11 protein-coding genes are annotated in these 17,784 nt (G+C 63.3%); 4 read left to right on the top strand and 7 right to left on the bottom strand.

The features are described 5' to 3' along the window. Nucleotides 1–550 precede the first annotated feature (550 nt). From T281_RS02415 to T281_RS02380, 7 genes are all read right to left on the bottom strand, one after another. Nucleotides 551–4,192, bottom strand: coding sequence for an AsmA family protein (locus T281_RS02415; RefSeq protein ID WP_037233530.1), 3,642 nt, complete (start codon nucleotides 4,190–4,192; stop codon nucleotides 551–553). A gap of 298 nt (nucleotides 4,193–4,490) precedes the next feature. Continuing rightward, nucleotides 4,491–5,192 carry a superoxide dismutase gene (locus T281_RS02410; RefSeq protein WP_037233527.1) on the bottom strand — a complete coding sequence of 234 codons (702 nt, stop codon included), beginning with the start codon at nucleotides 5,190–5,192 and terminating at the stop codon, nucleotides 4,491–4,493. A 127-nt stretch (nucleotides 5,193–5,319) separates the two neighbouring features. Continuing rightward, nucleotides 5,320–5,829 carry a copper chaperone PCu(A)C gene (locus T281_RS02405; RefSeq protein ID WP_037233523.1) on the bottom strand — a complete coding sequence of 170 codons (510 nt, stop codon included), beginning with the start codon at nucleotides 5,827–5,829 and terminating at the stop codon, nucleotides 5,320–5,322. Nucleotides 5,830–6,003: 174 nt separating this feature from the next. Further along, nucleotides 6,004–6,816, bottom strand: a complete 813-nt coding sequence (gene proC / locus T281_RS02400; RefSeq protein WP_037233521.1) for a pyrroline-5-carboxylate reductase — start codon at nucleotides 6,814–6,816, stop codon at nucleotides 6,004–6,006. Beyond that, nucleotides 6,813–7,310, bottom strand: coding sequence for a type III secretion system chaperone family protein (locus tag T281_RS02395; RefSeq protein WP_013419486.1), 498 nt, complete (start codon nucleotides 7,308–7,310; stop codon nucleotides 6,813–6,815). The genes proC and T281_RS02395 overlap by 4 nt, the downstream gene beginning before the upstream one ends. A gap of 429 nt (nucleotides 7,311–7,739) precedes the next feature. Beyond that, the gene (locus T281_RS02385; RefSeq protein ID WP_037233513.1) at nucleotides 7,740–8,027 is read right to left on the bottom strand and encodes an accessory factor UbiK family protein; all 288 of its coding nucleotides are present in this window, start codon (nucleotides 8,025–8,027) and stop codon (nucleotides 7,740–7,742) included. 245 nt (nucleotides 8,028–8,272) lie between these two features. Then, nucleotides 8,273–8,548, bottom strand: coding sequence for a hypothetical protein (locus T281_RS02380; RefSeq protein WP_037233511.1), 276 nt, complete (start codon nucleotides 8,546–8,548; stop codon nucleotides 8,273–8,275). A gap of 476 nt (nucleotides 8,549–9,024) precedes the next feature. On the opposite strand from T281_RS02380, the gene T281_RS02375 reads away from it, so the two are divergent. The 4 genes from T281_RS02375 (at nucleotide 9,025) to T281_RS02360 (ending at nucleotide 17,525) form a co-directional block, all read left to right on the top strand. Continuing rightward, nucleotides 9,025–10,569, top strand: coding sequence for a TolC family outer membrane protein (locus T281_RS02375; protein WP_052036935.1), 1,545 nt, complete (start codon nucleotides 9,025–9,027; stop codon nucleotides 10,567–10,569). 110 nt (nucleotides 10,570–10,679) lie between these two features. Continuing rightward, nucleotides 10,680–12,500, top strand: a complete 1,821-nt coding sequence (locus T281_RS02370; RefSeq protein WP_037233509.1) for a DUF2497 domain-containing protein — start codon at nucleotides 10,680–10,682, stop codon at nucleotides 12,498–12,500. Nucleotides 12,501–12,655: 155 nt separating this feature from the next. Then, nucleotides 12,656–15,631 (top strand): valine--tRNA ligase, encoded by a 2,976-nt coding sequence (locus tag T281_RS02365; protein ID WP_037233507.1) that lies wholly within the window; start codon nucleotides 12,656–12,658, stop codon nucleotides 15,629–15,631. 577 nt (nucleotides 15,632–16,208) lie between these two features. After that, nucleotides 16,209–17,525, top strand: a complete 1,317-nt coding sequence (locus tag T281_RS02360) for a dicarboxylate/amino acid:cation symporter (RefSeq protein ID WP_037233506.1) — start codon at nucleotides 16,209–16,211, stop codon at nucleotides 17,523–17,525. Nucleotides 17,526–17,784: the final 259 nt, after the last annotated feature.

Below are 17,784 nucleotides of genomic sequence, written 5' to 3'. Positions count from 1 at the left end.
GGGTGCGCCAACTACCCAAAATTCTGCAATGATGAGCTTGAAACTGAAACCGTTTCGGAAGCGGTTCACGGCGCCAATGGTCGGCCTTGCCAGTATCGTTGTCGTCCATATTGCTTCGCCAGTGCGATTTCATTTGTCTTCGGATTTTTCAGATAAGCAAACCACGTAATTTACAAACTCTCCTTGCCTGTCGCCTTGGCATGCGCTTCGCACCTATCACGTATGCCAAGCAGGTTACCCGCATGGAATTCAGGTTCAAACGCGACCGTGCGCGTCGTCTGCCTCGGCGAAGAGTTGACGCCACTCGTGACAAAATCGACCGATGTCGAACTTCGGCACGGCGACGGCTTGTTGATGAAACACGACCAGTATTACGGATAGAGTGCGGATTATTGCTTCCTCTTGACGTCTTTTCGACTATGCCGACTATCCGTGGAAGCCAGCGGCTTTTCCCTCGCGTCAGCGTATCTCGAAAAGCTGACTAATATTTGCTAGGCGTCTATCTGAGACACGCCACGGCAGCACCGCGCGCAGGTTCTCGAATAGCGGATCAGCGTCCACCCTGCGGCGCAAGCATATCGCGAATGCGCTTTTCGAAATCAGTTTGTCTGGACGGCAGGCGCGCCGGTGCCGCGACGGGCTGTTGCTCCGCGACCGAATCCGCCTTGCGGCGAGGGCGCGGCGCGGGCTCCTGCGCGGTGGTCCATGACGACGCTTGCGCGGGCGTCGCTGCCGGCTGCGGCAGGGTCGCTTGGGCGGGCTGGGAGGGCTGTGGCCTGCTCAGGCTTTCGAGCCGCGCGATGTCGGTTTCCATCTTGCGCACCAGCACGGCGCGGACGAACGCCTCGGCGGAGACCGACCGTCGCGCGGCACCTAGCTCGCGCAACGGCCCCGCGATGACGACCTTGACCGGCGGCCACTTGCGGCGGTCGGAACTGACGCCAAGCTGCCACGTGGTGTCGGCCTGCATCGTCGCGAGGTCAAGATCGGCCTGCATGCGAACGGTGCCGTCGCGGAGATTGCGGAAGGAGGCACGCGGAATTTCCAGCGTTCCATCGCGGATGACGAGCGGGAAGCGCAGCCTGCGATATTTGAAGTCGCCCGATTGAAGGGCGTCCTGTGCTTTACGCGCGATGGCGTCTTCCGCGAGCGGTGCGGCTGCCGCCTGCATATCGTCCCCGCTTTTCTGCACGGCGGCGGGAGACAACTTCGCGAGTTGCCCTTCCGAAAGCGCGATCGCCCCCTTGCCGCCGAGCACCGAAATGAGCCCACGCGGACTGAGCCCCTGACCGGACGCCTTGATGATGAACGATGTGCGGCCCAGCAGGAGCGCCGAAATGCTCTGCGCGGGCAACTGCGCCAGATCCGCGTTGGAAAGCGAGAGGTTGGCGGTCGCGGTGACGGCGGGGCCTTTGGCGTCGAGCACGAGCGAACCGGACAACGTGCCGCCGAGCGCCTTGCCGTCGAGCTTGCGGATGTCGAGGCGGCCCTTGTCGAGCACGGCGGAAACCTGCGCGTCGGAAAGCGCGAAGCCGTCGCTGAGTTTCAGCGTCCGCACGCCGAGGGCTATGCGGGCCGAGGTTTCCTCGAACGCTATCTTGTTGAACGGGCGCTCGCTCCACAGCGGAGCCGGGTCGGTCGGCGCGGGTTCGTGAGACGGGGGCGCGAGGAACTGACCGAGCAGCGACGGAAGCGACAGTTGATCGGCGCTCAACGATGCTTCGATGCCGAGCTGTTCGGCGAGGATGGCGGCCAGTGTGCCGTTGATGGAATTCCGCCCCGACTCGGCCTTGAGCTTGGTCGCTTCGATGCGTTCGGGCGTCGCCGTGACGGTCGCTTCAACGCGCAACGGCGCTTTCGTGTCCGCGCCGAGCAGTGCCAGAAGCGACGCCGAGAGGAATTGTTCGGGCGATGGGGCCGTCGCGGAGACCTTGCCCGAGAACGAAGGCTGTTGCTCCTTGATGACCGTTGCGCCGTCGATCTGCGCTTGCACGGGCTGCGTCTTGAGCGCGCCCGAGGTGTCGAAGCGCTGCGATGTGCCCCCGAGGCGAAGGTTCAGTGAGCCGGGCGAGAGCGGTGATGAGGATGCCGGGGCGGCTTTCGGATAGAGAAGCGCGAGGAGCTTGTTGCCATCGGCTGACGATGCGCCGATCTGAGCGGTGAACGGCGTCGTCCGCCAATCGGCGAGATTGCCCTTGATCTGCGCGCGGCCATCGACACGGACATCGCCGAGTGTGCCGGTAATCTGCCCCGCTCCGCCTTGTCCCAGCGCCTCCGCGCCGTAGTTGATCGCGAGCACGGCCGGCGCCATCATCCGCGTTCGCGCGCCAAGCCGTTCAGGCGCTATGCCGAGAGCGGCAACTGCCTGAGCGACCGCTTCGGGCGTGCGCGCCTCGACCCGCCCCTCGAACCGGCCATGCGCCGCGGCTTTCAGCGGCACCACGCCTTCGCCTTGCACCGACAGGCCGTCCAGCGTCTCAGCGCTCAGCTTTGTGACGGTGACAAGGTCCGGATTGAACCTGATCTGCGCCGCGAGGTTCTTCGCATGAATGACGCTTGCATGCAGCTCGCCAGCGGAGAGGCTGATGTCGCCGCTCTTGATGTCCGAAAGGTCTTCGCCGAAGAACGGCGCAAGCTGCGCGAGCGTCCCTTGCCATGCGGATTTCAACGCGTCGGTTGAGAAAGCCTCGGCGTCCTGCGCTGCGTCCGCGCCAGCGAGGATGAATTTGTCGCCCGCAAGAGTTAGCGAAAGTCGGCGCGCCGGTTGGCTGTCAAGCCTGACACCGCCGGTAAAGGGAGAGCCGTCGATGATTCCTGTAAGGTTTTCGAGCGCCGCCACGTTTTCGGAAAGCTTCAGGCCGCCGGTGAAGGCGATGGCTCGCGCGAGTGGATTCTTGCCGCCTGCTTCTGGTGCCATCCAGCGATTGAGCCGCACGAGGTGCCGCGCATCGACGGAGAGCCTGCCCGCGAGTTCCGGCTTGCCGCTGTCGCGCGCGAGCGTGCCGGTAAAGGCGAGCGCCGTATCGCCGGGAAGCTTTGCCCCGGCGTTCGAGAACGTCCAGACGTTGCCGTCGCGCGCCCCTTCGAGCTTCACGCCGTCGATGAAGTCGTCCTTCAGTTGCACATGCTCAGCCGCGAGATCGAGGCGAACCGGCGTTTCGGGATAAAGCCAGAGCAGGCGGTCAGCCACGGCGCGGGTATCGTCCCAGCGCTTCTGCGTGGTGACGGCCCATCCGGCGGCGGGGCTCGCTTTCGCGAGCAACGAATCCGCATCGAGCGATTTAGCCTGAAGGGAAATTGCGGCGGGTGCGTTCCCGGCGAAGGGGATCTTCGCGCGGCCTGCGAGAATCTGCGGGCGGTTCGCGCCGTCGAGCGTCAGCACGAGATCGGAAAGCGCGGCGCTATCGAGATCGACTTTAGCGCGGGCGCTGGCCTGCACATCCAAAGGCGCGCCAAGCCCCGCCGTCTTCGGCGCGTTCAGCGTCAGCGCCCCCTCGAAAGTCGGCGAGAAGCTCGCGCGGAGCACGCCGTCCGCATGCAAGACCGTCTTGCTGGAAAGGTCGGTCGCGCTGCCGGAAAGCTTGATACCGGCGTCTTGCGCGAGCTGGGCCATGAGTCTCAGATCGAAGCGGCGGTCGTCGAAGGTGGCCTTGATATTTGCCCGATACGGCGCGCCGCGCGTTGGCGCGGTGACCTTCCCGTCAATGCCGGAAAGTGTGAGGGGTGCGCCGTGCTCGGGCACAAATGTGAAGCGGCCGCCCTCGACTTCGAGCGAGCGGACATCTGCCGTGAAGGGCAACCCGAGGCCCGCCGTGCTTGCGCCCGCACCGCTGGCACCGCGCCGCGCCGCCTGAACGATGACCACCGGCCGCACAAGCTTCAGGCGGCTCGCCTCGACATGGCCGCCGATCAGCCCTTGAAGGGAAAGCGAGAGATCGAGCGCTTCGGCGCTCAGCGCGAGCTTGTCGCCCGGCGCGGGATCGGTCGCAATCTTCGCGGCGCGCACATGCGGCTCGGGCAGGAGTGCGATGTCGATATCGCCGACGATCCGGATCTTCTGGCCGAACAGCGTCGATGCCGCCTCCTCGATGTCCGGCCGAAGTGCATTCCAGTCCAGAAAAGCGGGCACGGTGAAGGCCGCGCCGATGAGCAGCACCAGAAACGTCGCGAATGTTGCCAGGAGGCGGCCCAAAACGATTCCTCTTTGATCAGGAGTACGAAGAACGCGCGCCGTGCTTCGAGCTTGACGTATCGATCTAAAAGAAGGCTTGCAAGGGGCACGGGCGAAATCGCTCTTTACACAAGCGTCGACCCCGATTCGGATTGTGCCAGATTTCGCCCGCTCACGCGCGTCTTCCAAATCGGCGCAACCAAGACTTCCACAGTTGCGTTGTACAGGGAAGCCGACGCACCGGCCAGCGTCAGAGCATGAACCGCAAAAGTGTTTGCCGGTTGTGCGATCAGATCATGCTCCCTCTTTCCGTGCGGCGTCAAACGGTAAGCGCGCCGCGCTTCGCCGCCTCGTAGCGCTCGGCGATCTTGTCCCAATCGAGTACGGACCACCACGCGCGCAGATAATCGGCGCGGCGATCATTGTATTTCAGGTAATAGGCGTGTTCCCACACATCATTGCCGAACAGCACGCGCTCGCCATCCATCAAGGGCGTGTCCTGATTCGGCTTCGTCGTCAGGCCGAGCTTGCCGTCCCCGTCAACGGTGACGAAAACCCAGCCCGAACCGGTGTGGCTCGCGCCCGCGTTGTTGAACGCAGTCTGAAGATTTTCGAAGCTGCCGAAATCGCGCGCGATGGCTACCGCCAGTTCGCCGGTCGGCTTGCCGCCGTCGCCGCCCATGATCTGCCAGAACATGGTGTGATTGGCATGGCCGCCTGCATTCGTCCGAACCGCCGCGCGTACCGATTCAGGCACCGAAGGCAGCGACGCCAAGATCTCATGCAGCGGCTTCTTCGTCCACGCACCGCCCTTGGACGCCGCCGCCTTGAACTTCTGCACATAGGACGCGTGATGGCGGTCGTGATGAAGCCGCATGGTTTCGCCATCGATGGCAGGCTCGTTCTTGTTGTAGTCGTACGGAAGCGGCGGAAGGGAGAAGGTTCCCCCTTCCCGGTCGAGATGAAAGCCGAGCATCGCCGCGCCTGCTTTCAACATGTTTCCCGTTACTTCGGAGGGCATTCGAAATCTCCCTGAATGGAAAAGCCGCAGGATAGCGCCTGCGGCTTCGTTTCAAGCTGCCTGATGAAAAGCCGCAGACGCTTTGCCTTCGCCTATGCTGCGCAAACTTATCAACACGTCAGTGGCTTTAGTGATCCCCCGATTGATGCGCGCCGTGGGAACCAGACGCATTGGCGGGCACCGCATCTCCGCTCTGGCCGCGCTGGACCCTCACCTCAAGAGCCATCGGGCCGGCCTTGTCGAAAACCAGCGTGAGGGGGAAGGACGTGCCTTCCTCAAGCCGCTGCTTCAGGCCGAAAAGCATGATGTGAAGACCGCCCGGCTTGAATTCGGCGGAAGCGCCGGTTGCGAGCTTCAGACCGCCCGGCACGGCGCGCATCTTGAGAACGCCGTTCTCCTCGACGTGCTCGTGGATCTCGGCCTTGGCCGCGACTGGCGTGGAGGCGGAAACGAGGGTGTCGGCGGCATCGCCCCTGTTGCTGAGCGAGAGGTACACAGCGCCGGTCTTCGCGGCTTCGGCGGTCGGCCGTGCCCACGGATGCAGGATCGAGATGCCGTTTTGCAAATAGGAGTGCGCGGAAGCTGCGGCGACGCCCGAAAGCGCGAGCGCGCCTGCCGCCAGGAGGTGTCTTTTCATGGTGCCGATCCGTTGCGTTCGATGCCGGAACCTGAAGCCATGCGCTCTTTTGTTCTACGCACGCTTTTGTGATGACGGGCAGCAGGAGAGGTCATCAGATGCACAGGGCGCAACATAAGGGCGGCTTCCGCCGCCCATTCGATAGCCCGCAATTGTACGTGAAAGCCCGCGGCTCTACTGCGATAGTTCGCGTGAGCGCCGCGCTGCGGCTGCGATGGCCTCGCGCATGAGTGACTTGAGCCCCTCGTCTTGCGAAAGGACCGCGAGCGCGGCGGCGGTGGTGCCGCCGGGCGAGGTGACATTCTCGCGCAGTTTCGCGGCTTCGAGCGGCGAGCGGTGCATGAGTTCCCCCGCGCCTTCAACCGTGGCGCGCGCGAGCTTCATTGCCATATCGCTCGGAAGCCCGGCTTCCTCGGCGGCATGCGCAAGGCACTCGGCGAGATAAAAGACATAGGCCGGGCCGGAGCCAGAAACGGCGGTCACCGCGTCGAGCTGTCCTTCATCGTCGACCCAGACAACTTCGCCGACAGCGCGCAAAAGCTTGTCGCACAGATCGCGCTGGGCATCCGTCACATTGGCGTTCGGGAAAGCGCCGGTCACACCGCGCCCGACCTCGGCTGGCAGATTCGGCATGGCGCGCACGATGGCCGTGCCCTCGCGGAACTGGCTCGCGATGCCGGACACCGTCCGTCCCGCCGCGATGGACAGCACCACCGTATGCGGGCCGACATGGTTGACCACCTCGGGCAGCACCTCCGGCAGTATCTGCGGCTTCACCGCAAGAACCATGACATCCGGCTCATCTTCGGGGAGCATCGGAATGCCCTTGTCCTGAAGAAGCGCGGTCATTTGCGCTGAAGGTTGCGGCTCGCGTACGGCGATGGCGGTGGGCGGAAATCCTGCACGAAGCCAGCCGCGAAGAAGCGCGCCGCCCATGCGGCCCGCTCCGACGAGAAAGATCGATGAAGTCCGCCCTGTGTCGGTCACGCCTGTCCCTCGGTTTCAAAGATGGTGCTTGCCAACGCGTCCTCCGCGCGCTTTCCAGCCCACACGACGAACTGGAAGGCTTGATAATAGCGCTCGCACGTGTCGATGGCAGCCTGCAAAAGCGCCTCACACTGCTTAGCCGTCGGCTCCGCACCGTTCAGCATCAACCCTTGTCTGTAAAGCAGCAGGCCTTCCGAAGACCAGATGTCGAAATGCCCGAGCCACAATTGCTCGTTGATCAGCACCAGGAGGCGATAGATCTCGGGTATGCGGTTGCGCGGCACCTTGAAGTCGAAAGCGCAGGCCATATGCAGGCTTTCAAGGTCGTCGCGCCAGTTGAACGAGATATGATAATCGCACCACTCGCCCGCTACGGATACCGTCAACTCATCTTCGCTCGAACGCTCGAAGGTCCAATCCTGCACGCACGCAATCTGTTCCACGAGGTCCACGGGGTGTGAAAGTCGGTTGTAATCCTGCCCGGCAGTGGTCATCCCAATTCCCTTCTGAGCTGCGGCGAGAATGTTCCAGACATGCCCCTTTACGACAACCGCCGTAATCGCCCGGTCTCACCGCATATGCTTCCCTGCCTATGAGGTGATCCGCCTGTCACGCGCAATCGCGTCAACACTTTCTCCACGGGGAAAACATCGTGGCAGGGGCGTTAACTTGACAGTGTTGCCAATGTGTCGATTGCGGGCGAGCGCAAGGAGAGACGCCGCGGCGCGTCCGGGCGGCATCTGCGTGGAATACGTGGGCGAACGCTCTCGCAGGCGCGCCTTCTCACGAAGCGACGGCATAAAGTGCCCAGCATCGATTCCGGCGAACCGGCGGCGCAAACCGAGAAGCGGTGCGGCGAGTTGAAGCCGCCGCTCACGCCGTCCGGCTAGATGTAACGCAAGTCCCGAAAGATGCGCGCCGCGTCAGAAAGTTCCGCCGTCAATCGTCGGCGCGCCCTGCAAGCGGGCGACCGCCGCCTCAAGCTCGTCGACGCGCTTTGCAAGGCGCTCATTCTCTTCGCGCGCCTTCAGCGCCATGGCCTTCACCGCCTCGAATTCTTCGCGCTGCGGCAGGTCCATGCTGCGAAAGAAGCGCTCCGCCTGGCTGCGTGCGGCGGTCTCGAATTCCTGCCGCGCGCCCTGAGCCGCACCGGCCGCGTCCGTCATGAACTTGGCGATATCGTCAAAAAACCGGCCTGTCGTCTGCGTCATGTTCGATCCCCGATGGAAAGGTGTTTGCGGCAACCTAATCACTGCGCGTTGCGGCTTCAAGCACGCGCGAGCGCCAAGGATCGCCTCGCCATCCAGTCGCAGCTTTTGCGGGTGGAAAGGCACTTCGATAACAAGGGTTTGCGGCGCTGCGAGATCGGGCGGCGCTCGTTTTTGACGCAAGGGGCCGCAGCCGGGGAGGCGGCGACGGGGAGGCGAGCAAGTGACACGCCTCCCGCAAAGAGCGCTTACGCGCGCTCCAACGCCTGCCGCAGGTCGGCGATGAGGTCGCCCGCGCCCTCGATACCCGCCGAGAGCCGCATCCACCACCACGTAAGCTCGTAGTCTCGATCCTTCGGGAAAGATGCTTTCGGCTTCGTTGCGGAAACCTTCAGGCCATCGGGATCTCGACGCGGAAGCGCTCGATCGAGGCGCGCTTCTCCGCTGCCGGCTCCACCGCCCGGCGCGCCGCTGACCATCACCGCGCTCATGCGTTTTTCGATCAAATAGGATAGGCCGATCATGGGCGCGCTGCGTTGCGGTTGCCGCGACGGCGCCTGACATCGGATCCCCTGCGCCGCTTTTCGGCTTGATTGGCTTTTCCGGGTATCGATTCGGTGAATACGGGCCATCTGCCGTTCGTCGTGGCAGTTGGCGCCGGTTCCACGATAAACGAATCGCTACGAAGTTTGATACAATTGTAAGAATACGTCGCAGGGTTTTCGTAGAACGTAACGTCTTGTCACAGAAACATCGCCGCTGCGGCAACTGAGCAACGGCGCTTGGCAAAAGCTTCTAAAATGCACAGGCTACGAAGCGATTTTACTTTTGCTTATGCCTTCTCATGGATAGCTTTCCGCAGGCACACTCCCATGTGCCGCGTTTTACGATGTGGTGCATGCGTTGGTGCGGGTTCGAACAACGGAAGCAGTCCATGCCGTTACAACGTCTTTCCTCCCGTTTCGTCAGAGCGTCCAGGACCCTTTGCTCGGCCTTGGCCTTGAGCATAGCGTTTGGAGCGCCTGTCAGCGCCGAGAGCCTCAAGGAAGCGTTAACGGCGGCCTATCTATACAATCCGACGCTGAAGGCGGCGAGGGCGCAATTACGCTCGACTGATAACCAGGTTGCGCGCGCCAAGGCGGGCTACAGGCCCCGCGTCAACGCCACGCTTCAGGCTGGCCGTGCCGATACACGCACGCGGTATGACAACAGCGGCGTCGATGCTGGATCGCTCGCTGGCTGCCTTAACGCGAATTGCAGCATAAATTCGGATGGTACGGGGTTGGCGCCCGTTTCGGTTGGCACCCTCAGCAACGTGGAAGCCTCTAACGGTGTCTACAATCCCCGCACGGCGCAGATCGCGGTGCAGCAGAACATATTCGACGGGTTCCGCACTTACAACAACATCAAGGGCGCTGAAGCCGCCGTTGAAGCGGGCCGCGAGGATGTGCGCAATTCCGAGCAGACCATGCTCCTCAACGCGGTAACGTCCTATATGGACGTGGTGCGCGATCAGGCCATCGTTAACCTCCGCCAGAGCAACGTGCGGGTGCTGGCCGAACAGCTCCGCGCCACCGAAGACCGCTTCAAGGTTGGCGAGGTGACGCGCACCGACGTCGCGCAGGCGCAGTCCGGTCTCGCCCAGTCGCAGGCCGACCTGTCCATCGCGCAAGGCACGCTCTATGGCGACCAGGCCCGATTCGCGCAGTATATCGGCCATCCGCCGGGAACGCTTCGCGACCCCGGTCCGGCCACCAACCTCCTGCCGAAGACGCTCGACGAAGCCATCGCCGTCGCCCAGTCGGAGAACCCGTTGATTCTCTCCGCCCTCTTTCGCGAGCGCGCGCAGCAGCATCAGGTCAAGCAGGTGAAGGGCGAACTCCTGCCGCAGCTCACCGTCGAGGCGAGCTATACGAAGGGCGCGCAGACGCAGAGCCCGCTCATCAACCAGTATGACGATGCGCGCATCGTCGGCAACCTCAACATCCCGATCTACGAAGGCGGCGAGGTTTCGGCCCGCATTCGCGCCGAGATCGAGACGCTGTCGCAGCGCCGTCAGCAGATCGACGAAGCGCGCGAAATCGCCCGCCAGCAGGTCAGCTCGGCATGGGGCCTTCTGATCGCCGCGAAAGGCAACGTCGCCGCTGGCGAGGCCGCTGTCGAAGCCACGCGGATCGCACTTCAGGGCGTGCGCGAGGAAGAGCGCGTCGGCCAGCGCACACTGCTGGACGTGTTGAATTCGGAGCAGCAGAACCTGAACGCGCAGGTCAACCTCGTGTCCTTCCGCCGCGACCTTGTCGTGGCGTCGTACTCGGTGCTTTCGGGAATGGGACGCCTCACGGCATCCGATATCTCGCTTCAGGCGGAACTTTACGATCCCACCCGCTATTACAGCCAGGTCAAGGATACATGGTACGGCTGGGGTGCCTCCGTCGAAAGCCAGGAAGACCCACGTGTCGCTCCGGTCGAGGATCCCGGCCTCCTTCCGAGCCAGGATTCGGGCGATGGCCCCGCTTATACCCAAAAACTGCCGCAAATACCGTGAAACGGGTAGCGTAGCCGTTCCGATGAAACTAGCCTGATGCGGCTGGTTTCGAAGGAATAAGTCAAACGCGCCCGCTCACGAAGCGGGCGCGCTCGTATAGGGTGATTGGCATGAACCGCGCAGATCAGGCTCCCGAACCGTCGATGGAGGAGATCCTCGCCTCCATCCGCTCGATTATCGCCGACGACGGTAAACCGTCCGCGGCCGAGAGCGCGCGTGCCGCACCAGCCGGATCTCTCGCAGCGCCCGTCGAGGAGGATGTTCTCGACCTCACCGAGGAACTCGTCTTTCCGGTGGAAAGGGCGGCGGCTTCGACGCCTCCCGTCTCGTCCGCGCCAGAGCAGCCTGCGTTGAATCGGACTCGATTCGACGCACAGCCTGCCGCGTCTGATTCGCGGCACGGCGCTGTTGAGCCGAATCGCCAAGCGGCAGAGCGGGCGGAACCGGAACCCGCAGCCCACACCATCGCGTCCACGCAGGAAGCGCATTCTGGCGCCCGGGCCGCAAGCGCGCAGGCCATGCCGCCCATGGAGCGCGTCGCCGCGCATCTCGCAACGCCGCATCCCGAAGCGCCCCGCCCGGAAACCTATCGCCCCGAGCCCCCCCGTCCCGAAGCCGATCCGCGCGAAGCTCAGCCGCGCCCGGCGCAGGCGACACCGCGCTCGATCTGGTCGCGACGCGAAATGCCCGGCTCGCCAGCGCCCGCTCCCGCCTTGCCCGTGACGCCGCGCGCGGCCGCGGAGCCTCCCGCGAGGCCGCAGAAGCGCTGGGCCGAAGACATCCATATGCCCATTCCTGCCGGAGGTCCGGTGCCGCTCATTCCGCAAGACATCCAACCGCGCGTCGATGAGGCGGCAAAGCTTCAGACCGTTGCAGCGCCGGAACACGAGGCAACCGCAGCAGAGCCGGAAGATTCGGCGATGGCCATGCTGGCCGAACGGCTCGCCCGCGACGCCGTCAGCGCGATGGATGCCGAGGAACTCACGCAGGCCGGCGAAGTCGATTTCGCAGCGCTGGAGGACGAACGGAAGGCCGACGTGACCGAGAGCTTCGCCAGCGCCATCGAGCGCCAAAGCGAGGGCAATTCGGGCCAGCCGCTTCCGAGCTTGCTGGACGAGGTGTTGCGCCACGATTTCCGCCGCGATGCGGAAGAAGACGAGGACGACCAGACGGAGGCTCGCAACGCCGCCGCTGCTTCCGAGCCGGAGATTGCGCACGACGCCCCGGCGGAGTCCGAGGACGCTTCGATCGACGCACCAACCGAGGCTGTCGACACCACTCCGGTTGAAGATGCGGAGCCGGAAGCCGCGCAACCGGTCTTCGAGACGGAGTATTTCCGCGAGATTGAAGAGGCCCGCTCCGCGGATCTCCCCTCGGAAGAAGCGCAGGCCGACGAAGCTGCGACCGACGAGCCGAGCGTCGAGCAAGATCATTTCGAACAGGAGTTTGAGCCGCGTTTCGAGGCTCCCGTGGAGCGCGGTCCGCGACCGGATTTCGCGCCATGGCTGGTGGCGTCGCCGGTGCATGACGAGCCTGCTTCGGCTTTTCTGGCGTCCGAGCCGGAAGCGGAACGGGAACCGGAGCCGCAACCGGAGCCCGCGCGCGAAGAGGCGGAGCCGCCGCTTGCGCAGGCCCGCTTCATCGGCGCACAGCCGTCTTCCTACGCGCAGCAAATTGTCACTGAGCCGTCGCCCTCATACGCGCCGCCGCCGGTCGTCGCGCCGCAAGCGCCCGCTCCCGCTCCCGCGCCGTCTCAGGCCGCCGCGGTTCCGCCAGCCGCATCGGGGCCGCTCGAAGCCGCCGTCCGCGAGATGCTGCGCCCGATGCTGGTACAGTGGCTCAACGAGAACATGCCGCGCATCCTCGAAAGCGCCATCCGCGAGGAAATCGCGTCGCGCGGCGTCTTGCCGAAGCCGGACGATCAGGTATAGGCGAGCGCTGGCTCGCCTTCGCTTGCATCCTCGCGGCTTTCAGTCTGCGATGCACAAGGTAACCCGGCGCGGCCCGCATTAGCGGTTGCCGCGCGCTTGTCGTTTTTCTACATCTACCGGACCTTCAAGCTCATTCAAGTCAGGCGCTCACGCCAATGTTGGAAAAAACTTACGATCACGCCGCCATCGAACCGCGCATGTCCAAAGCCTGGGAGGACGCAGAAGCCTTCCGCGCCGGGAAAGCGCTCGAAGTCAATCCGAAGGCGGAGCCGTACTCGATCGTAATTCCGCCGCCGAACGTGACGGGCTCGCTTCATATGGGCCATGCGCTGAACAACACGTTGCAGGACGTGCTCGCGCGGTTCTACCGCATGCGCGGTCGCGACGTGCTCTGGCAGCCCGGCACCGACCATGCGGGCATCGCCACGCAAAGCCTCGTCGAGCGCCAGTTGGCGGAGAAGCAGGAGCCGTCGCGCCGCGACCTCGGCCGCGAGGAATTTCTGCGCCGCGTCTGGGCGTGGAAGGAGCATTCCGGCGGCACCATCGTCAACCAGCTGAAGCGGCTTGGCGCGTCGTGCGATTGGTCGCGCGAGCGCTTCACCATGGACGAAGGGCTGTCGCGCGCCGTCGTCAAGGTTTTCGTCGACCTCTACAATGATGGGCTGATCTACAAGGACAAGCGGCTCGTCAACTGGGACCCGAAGCTGCAAACCGCGATCTCCGATCTTGAGGTGCTCTCGGTCGAGAAGAAGGGCAATTTCTCGTGGTCTGAGAAGACCGCCGAGGAAAAGCCCTTCGATGCGGTTGCCTTCGGCAAGATCATCGACCGCGATCCGAACGGCCATCTTTACTACTTCAAATATCCGATCAAGGACGCGGAAAACCTCGACCGCAAGTTTGTCGTCGTCGCCACCACGCGGCCCGAGACGATGCTCGGCGACATGGCCGTCGCGGTGAACCCCGAGGACGAGCGCTGGAAGCCCTATATCGGCAAGACGGTCGTCCTGCCTCTGGTGGGCCGCGAAATCCCGATCCTCGCCGACGAGCACGCTGACCCGGAGCAGGGTTCCGGCGCGGTGAAGATCACGCCCGCGCACGACACGGACGACTTCGAGGTTTGGAAAAGGCACCGCGCTGAGATCAAGGCCGCCACCGGGATGGATGAGCCGATCAACCTCTTTGATGCCGAAGCCAAACTAAAGATAGCGGGCAATCCGGGTCTTAAGCGAGACAAGCCGACACCCTTGGAGTGGAACTTTTTGCTCGGCCTAAACGCTCTTGATCGTTTTGAGGCGCGGAAGAGCGTTGTTGTCCGTCTTGCACAGATGGAACTAGTCGAGAAGATCGAGCCGCACCTGATGAAGGTGCCTTATGGCGACCGCTCGAATGTCGTCATTGAGCCGTATCTGACCGACCAGTGGTATGTCGACGCGAAGACGCTGGCTCAGCCCGCGCTCGCCGCCGTCCGCGAGGGCAAGACGCGCTTCGTGCCGGAGAACTGGCGCACCGTTTATTTCCAGTGGCTGGAGAACATTCAGCCGTGGTGTATTTCGCGCCAGCTCTGGTGGGGGCATCAGATCCCCGCTTGGTATGGACCGGCTATGCTTCCGCATCCAGCCGTAGATCCGGGTAAATTCACTCAGTCTTTTCTCTTCGTCGCTCACAACGAAGAAGAAGCTATTCAACAAGCCGAAGAAATTTACAATTCAGGACCATTGGGGGATCTAGGGATCAAAATTTCCATCGCCGGTGATCGGCAGGAAATGGAGGATTCCATAAAGAACGCGAACCAAACAAGGATGTTGAAGATTGTTCGCGACGAAGACGTGCTCGACACGTGGTTTTCGTCCGGGCTGTGGCCGTTCTCGACGCTCGGCTGGCCCGACGAGACGCCGGAACTCGCGCGCTATTACCCGACGTCGGTGCTCGTCACCGGCTTCGACATCATCTTCTTCTGGGTCGCCCGCATGATGATGCTGGGCCTGCACTTTAAGAAGGAGGTGCCGTTCCGCGACGTCTACATTCACGCGCTCGTCCGCGACGAGAAGGGCGCAAAGATGTCGAAGTCGAAGGGCAACGTCGTCGATCCGCTGAGCGTCATGGACAATTACGGCGCGGACGCGCTGCGCTTTACCATGGCGGCTATGGCGGCGCAGGGGCGCGACGTGAAGCTCTCCATGCAGCGCATCGAGGGCTACCGCAACTTCGCGACGAAGCTCTGGAACGCCGCGCGGTTCTGCGAGATGAACGGCTGCGTGCGCAAGGAGGGCTTCGATCCGGCCGCCGTGAAGCTCACGCTCAACCGCTGGATCTACGCCGAGTCGCAAGCGACGGCAGCCGCCGTTACCGAAGCCATCGAGGCGTACCGCTTCAATGACGCGGCGGGCGCGGTGTACCGCTTCGTGTGGAACCGTTTCTGCGACTGGTATCTCGAATTCGCCAAGCCCGTCTTCATGGGCGACGACGAAGCCGCGAAGGCCGAGACGCAGGCGATGGCGGCCTGGGCGCTCGACGAGATCCTGAAGCTTTTGCATCCGTTCATGCCCTTTGTCACCGAGGAGCTTTGGACGGTGACGGGCGAAGAAGGGCCCGCGCGCGAATCGCTGCTGGCGCTGGCCTCATGGCCGTTGCCCGCGCGCGACACCGATGCCGCCGCGCTCGCCGAGATCGACTGGGTGATCGACCTCATCAGCGAAATCCGCTCGCTGCGTTCCGAAATGAATGTGCCCCCCGCGACGCTCCTGCCGCTCACTCTTTCCGGCGCGACGGAAGACACGAAGGCGCGCGCCGCTCGCTACGAGGCGTTCCTGAAGCGCATGGCGCGCCTGTCGGACATCGGCTTCGCGGATGTACCGCCGCAAGGCTCGGCGCAGTTCGTGCTCGGCGAGGCGACCATGGCGCTGGCGCTGGCGGGTGTGATCGACATTGCGGCCGAGCGCGAGCGGCTGAAGAAGGAGATCGGCAAGCACGAGTCGGAGATCACCAAGATCGACGCGCGATTCGCGAACGAGCAGTTCGTGGCGAAAGCGGCCGAAGAAGTGTTGGAGGATAACCGCGAGCGCCGCGCCGAGGCCGAAGCCGCCGCCGAGCGGCTCAAGGCGGCGCTTCAGCGGCTTGCTAACGTCGCCTGACGGGACCGGCCGCGCTGGGATGCGCCATCAGAACGGTTATGCAGGACGCGACGGTGCCGCCCGCTTGCGTCCTGAGGCGAATACTTGCGGCTTCGCAAATCTTCGCTTCTCGCCGCGCGGCCCGGAACGACTGTAGGGTTTTAGGAATGCCGACATTTTCTGTCGCGCGCGCCATCCGACTCGTGTCGGCGCATTTCGAGTCGCGCCCGGCCGCGCAGAAAGATTGCGCCCCCTGGCTTCTGGATGGCGAACGAGGCCGGAGCGGCGGTGCGCCTGCATCAAGGCTCCGTTGCGGTTTAGTCAGGGCTCGGCGGACGGAAGCTCCGTTTCGCCCCTTTTCGTTGGCTTAAGTTTATCCGCGAAGAAAAAGCTGACTGAACAGGATGCGACGTTCGCATTTTTATGACTGTTAAGCCGCCGCACATAGGTGTAAGGGGTGCCGCGCCATTCGCCCGAAGGGATCGGGTAGCGCGTCGTCAGCAGACGACGGCAATCGAACAGAATTCGCGGGAACCGCTCGGCACAAACCGCCTGGAAACAAGATTTCTCGGCACGGTGTTCGCGCGGTCGGAAACCAATGCAGAAGAAACCTTTCTACAAGATACTTTATGTCCAGGTTCTGATCGCCGTCGCCATCGGCATTTTGCTTGGTTACTTCTACCCCAATCTCGGCGCTTCGATGAAGCCGTTCGGCGACGCCTTCATCAGGCTGGTGAAGATGATCATCGCGCCGGTGATTTTCTGTACCGTGGTGGTGGGTATCGCCCAGATGGGCGACGTGAAGCGCGTGGGGCGCGTCGGCGGTAAGGCGCTCATCTACTTCGAAGTGGTGTCCACCTTCGCGCTGGTTCTTGGCCTGATCGTCGCGCGTACCGTCCAGCCGGGCGCCGGCTTCGATGTCAACGTGCAGTCGCTCGACACGAAAGGTGTGACATCGATCACATCGCAGACCGGGCACACCTCGGTTGTCGACTTCCTCATCCACATCATCCCCGACACGATCTTCTCGGCGCTGACGAGCGGAGAAATCCTCCAGGTGCTCTTCATCTCGATCCTGACCGGCTTTGCGCTGAGTGCGATGGGCAAGGAGGGCGAGCCGGTCTTGAAGGGCATTCGCCTGGTGGAACACCTCGTGTTCAGCATCGTCGGCATGATCATGCGCTTTGCGCCCATAGGCGCGTTCGGCGCGATGGCGTTCACCATCGGCGCTTACGGCGTGCAATCGCTCGGCAATCTCGTCGGGCTGATCCTCACCTTCTATTTCACGGCGTTCCTGTTCGTGAGCATCGTGCTCGGCCTTATCGCAAAACTCGTCGGTTTCAACATCTTCAAGCTGTTGCGGTATCTGCGCGAGGAACTGCTGATTGTGCTCGGTACGTCGTCGTCGGAAAGCGTGCTGCCCGCGCTGATGCGCAAGATGGAGGCGGCCGGTGCATCGCGCCCGGTGGTGTCGATGGTGGTCCCGACCGGCTATTCCTTCAATCTCGACGGCACGAACATCTACATGACGCTAGCGACGCTGTTCATCGCGCAGGCGACGAACACGCATATAACGCTCCAGCATGAACTTCTCATCCTCGGCGTCGCCATGCTGACCTCGAAGGGCGCGGCGGCGGTGACGGGCGGCGGCTTCATCACGCTCGCGGCCACGCTTCAGGCCGTGCCGGAGATCCCCGTCGCGGGGATGGCGCTGCTCCTCGGCGTTGACCGCTTCATGTCGGAATGCCGCGCGCTCACCAACTTTATCGGCAACGCGGTGGCGACACTCGTTATCGCGCGCTGGGAAGGGCAGCTCGACATTCAGAAATTGCATGCAGCGCTCGATAATGGCGGCGTGCCGGTCGAAGCTGGGCCGGTGGAGGTGGCCGTCGAGCCACGCCGATCCGAGGTGTGACGTACAACGTCGGCGGGTGGCAGGCATTCCGGCCCGCATGCAACGCAATCGGGACGGAGGCAGGGCGAAGGCTTATACCTCTGTTTTTCTATGAGTTTTCGGCGGCTCGTTCGCGCCTTCAGCCCCGCGCCGCCGCCTCTTTCGCCGCTTGACCTTGCTCGTGCCTTGCCATCGCCCAAGTTCGGCTGTTGTTTTCATCAACGCTTAACCATCCGACATCAAGGGAGCGGTCTTTTCGGACGCGCTCCGCTGAGGGGGA

The organism is Rhodomicrobium udaipurense JA643, from assembly GCF_000636015.1.
In the GTDB taxonomy this organism is placed as follows: domain Bacteria; phylum Pseudomonadota; class Alphaproteobacteria; order Rhizobiales; family Rhodomicrobiaceae; genus Rhodomicrobium; species Rhodomicrobium udaipurense.
The sequence above is the reverse complement of the archived record's forward strand: the minus strand, read 5'-3'. Positions and strand labels throughout refer to the sequence as shown.

Coding starts and splice junctions, on each gene's coding strand:
- T281_RS02410 (WP_037233527.1), bottom strand. CDS start 5,192: ATGCCCTCCGAAGTAACGGGAAACATGTTGAAAGCAGGCGCGGCGATG.
- T281_RS02405 (WP_037233523.1), bottom strand. CDS start 5,829: ATGAAAAGACACCTCCTGGCGGCAGGCGCGCTCGCGCTTTCGGGCGTC.
- T281_RS02395 (WP_013419486.1), bottom strand. CDS start 7,310: ATGACCACTGCCGGGCAGGATTACAACCGACTTTCACACCCCGTGGAC.
- T281_RS02385 (WP_037233513.1), bottom strand. CDS start 8,027: ATGACGCAGACGACAGGCCGGTTTTTTGACGATATCGCCAAGTTCATG.
- T281_RS02380 (WP_037233511.1), bottom strand. CDS start 8,548: ATGATCGGCCTATCCTATTTGATCGAAAAACGCATGAGCGCGGTGATG.
- T281_RS02370 (WP_037233509.1), top strand. CDS start 10,680: ATGAACCGCGCAGATCAGGCTCCCGAACCGTCGATGGAGGAGATCCTC.
- T281_RS02365 (WP_037233507.1), top strand. CDS start 12,656: ATGTTGGAAAAAACTTACGATCACGCCGCCATCGAACCGCGCATGTCC.
- T281_RS02360 (WP_037233506.1), top strand. CDS start 16,209: ATGCAGAAGAAACCTTTCTACAAGATACTTTATGTCCAGGTTCTGATC.